The following is a 2,766-nucleotide window of genomic DNA, read 5'->3' on the forward strand; positions in this document are numbered from 1 at the left end:
CTGGTGTTTTAGTCGGCTTCAGACGATACCGCCTGCGTCCCGCTGCCGCCAACTCTACGTTGACCTTACGCACCCGCGCCGGACACCTAACCAGGCCATTCATGCGGGTTTCCATCAGGCCAAAAATGGCCAAAGTCGAGTTAATCGCAGCGGCGGTTCGCCGCCCGGTAGGGGCGGCGATTGCGTCGAACAGCCGGGGCGGGTCGACCGCCCCGGCGCGTGAGCCTAGCGGCAGCGGCTCATGGGCGTATCGACGATGGAGGCGTAATGCCCGTTCGTGGTGCGCACCGTGACGCAATGCGAGCCCTTTTTCCAATTCGTATAGGAGCTGTCTCCCCCTTTGCTGCCCGACGCGTAGGTGTAGCCGCGGCGTTTTAGATCGGACTCGCCGCCGGCCGCCCTCGCTCCGACCAAGTCCTGAAGCCCCTTGGCACCGCCCGCCCCCGAGCCGGCCTGGCTCGTGCCGCCCTGCTTGCTCATCTCATTGATAGCGACTGCGCCGGCAACCACGGCGGCGCCGATGGCCACCTTTCCGGCCGTGCTCATTCCCTTGGGCTTGGGACCGCTGTACTCGGCGGCGGTCACGTGGCGGTTATTGACCTCACAGGTCCAGGGGTGCTTATCCCCGTCCACCTTGGCCATACCCTGCACCTTGAAATGCAGCGCCCCGTCGTTGAGGCGCTGCACAGTGGCATCGCGCAGGTCGCTGATCTTATATTCGCTGCGGATGCGGCTCTCGCAATCGCGGATCGCGTCATTGCCGTCGTAGGAGGCGAATGCCGCGCCGGGCAGCGCCAAGGTCAGGGTCAGGGTCAGCAACCCGATGATCGGGGCCGCATTGGGCTTGGTCTGATGCATCGTCGGTGTACTCCAGTTTGGAAACAATGGTGTCTTTCATCCCGGGGCGGGTCGGGTCGGGAAATCGTGTGCGCTCAGGGCTGATACGACGACTCGCGCAGGGTGCGCCCAGCCACCCACCGTTGGAGAGGGAAAGGCCGTACCGGATCGATAGGACAAGGCCCGCCGTCTCCATTACGATGCTCCGATTCGCCTATTTTCGAGCGAGATTTTAGACATCGCCCGCACACCCTGACAATAGGATTTTCCACCCGCTCGTCGCGACGGACGCGCCGCGGAACTGGCAGAGCTGGACGGGGCATTCGCCCCGTCAGGAACCGTTTGAAGCGGCCAGCGAATCCGCAATGCCCGCCGGTCCCAAAACGTTCGGGACGGGGTTGCAAAGACGGTCACACAGGGGGCATCTATAACGATTTCAGGTTGTTATAGATGCTGGCCCCTTGGTGTGTTACACATGCTTGTTAGTCACGCAAAAAGTGTAAGCGACCCGACGAACGGTAGCGAACAAAGGCGCTAGACCAGTCAGTTTTGCCATCCTGATACAAGGCCATTTTCAATATAGATATAAAAATCAGAATCGTAAATTAACTGCTTGTGCGCACCCCAACTGCCGACGCTAGTATGGGTGTCGTTCGGACGGCCGAATTTTTCGTATACGTCACTTTCAGGCGAACCAATACGAATAGTTATTTGGTTTGCTCGCGCTGCTTGTTCTGCATTTTTCTTCTCTTCTTTCTCTTCCCACTCCTGAATAATACGATCACATAGCGCCCGTGCTTCTTTGATGAAGTGGCTTTTTGGGTCAAAGGTAAGAAATCGATCCGACCAAGCACCACCTAGATCATCAAACCCTCTCCCCATTGGGCAGCCTTCTTCCAAAACCTCTATACTCTTGGCATCTAGTTTAGCAGGGGCAGGCTCATAACCACATTCGTCTACAGACGCGATAAGCTCTCCACGCCCCCCCGCGCCAAAACACCCGTATTTGATACCCTCGCGGTCACACTTTTTTTGGTCTTTAGCTATTGCTTTTTTGGCGCAACTCTTCCACTCCGCTTGCTTCTCAGAATAAGTCTTGGTTGACTTCTGGCTTGGTGTCGGCGCAGTTTTGTCTGAAGCCGGCAGCGCGGTTACATAACTGGCAATAGCTAATGCAGTCGCTAGCGATAGGCATTCTTTCTTCACCGGTCAGTCTCCATACATGCTGTTGCACTTGGGGCGAGTTACGCGGGAGTCTGCGAAGATCATATACCTGGCACGCAACCGGGGGAAGGGTTTGAGCAACCCGGGGCACTCCTCCCGGATCGCCCGTGACTCAGTTCAGCCCCACACGTCGTGCCCCGGGCGATTGATCGCCGCAACCAAGGCGGCTTGAGCCCGGCGGGCCGGTTCACCCTGCACCCACTGCGCCGCTTGGGCCTCACGCTGCGCCGCTTCCCGGTCCCGGTAAGCCTGCACCCGGGCGGCAATCTCTGCGGCTTCAGCAGCGGCGGCAAGGGGGAACTCTGCACGCCAGCGGGCCTTAGCGGCGGCTTCGGTGGCCTTGGTTGCGGCTTCGGCCTCCCGTTCTTCACGCCACTTTCGGGACTGCCAGGCGTCCCTCTGGAACGGCTTGAACTCGGGAGACAGCAAGGCCCCGTGCAAGGCCCGTTCAGGGGACTGCCCCGGGTCACGGCACGCCACCTCAGCAGAATACCGCAGGGACCAGCAGAAATCGCGTATCCAGCCTTCACGTTCCAAGCTTGCGCGTTCAGGACCTTCAGCGGCTTCTAGTACCGCAGGATGAAAATCCTAATACCGTTTCTGAAGAGCGCGTTGTAAGATGCAAACTTCGTGATCTACTCTGGTTTTTTCGATGCCCTTGCTTCGTCCTGCGCCTGTCCTCGTAACCGATCGCGAGCGTCAACA

3 protein-coding genes are annotated in these 2,766 nt (G+C 59.0%); all 3 read right to left on the reverse strand.

The annotated features are described in order from the left end of the window. Positions 1–225 precede the first annotated feature (225 nt). Complete coding sequence (locus QZX93_RS15220; protein WP_295392568.1) at positions 226–858, reverse strand: hypothetical protein; 633 nt, start codon at positions 856–858, stop codon at positions 226–228. A 522-nt stretch (positions 859–1,380) separates the two neighbouring features. Next, positions 1,381–2,043, reverse strand: coding sequence for a hypothetical protein (locus tag QZX93_RS15225; protein WP_295392571.1), 663 nt, complete (start codon positions 2,041–2,043; stop codon positions 1,381–1,383). A gap of 135 nt (positions 2,044–2,178) precedes the next feature. Further along, positions 2,179–2,598, reverse strand: coding sequence for a hypothetical protein (locus QZX93_RS15230; protein ID WP_295392572.1), 420 nt, complete (start codon positions 2,596–2,598; stop codon positions 2,179–2,181). Between the last annotated feature and the right edge of the window lie 168 nt (positions 2,599–2,766).

Source organism: uncultured Thiodictyon sp., from assembly GCF_903946935.1.
In the GTDB taxonomy this organism is placed as follows: Bacteria; Pseudomonadota; Gammaproteobacteria; order Chromatiales; family Chromatiaceae; genus Thiodictyon.

Bases quoted from the DNA above. Each gene is read 5' to 3' on its own strand.
- QZX93_RS15220 (WP_295392568.1), bottom strand. From the start codon at position 858: ATGCATCAGACCAAGCCCAATGCGGCCCCGATCATCGGGTTGCTGACC.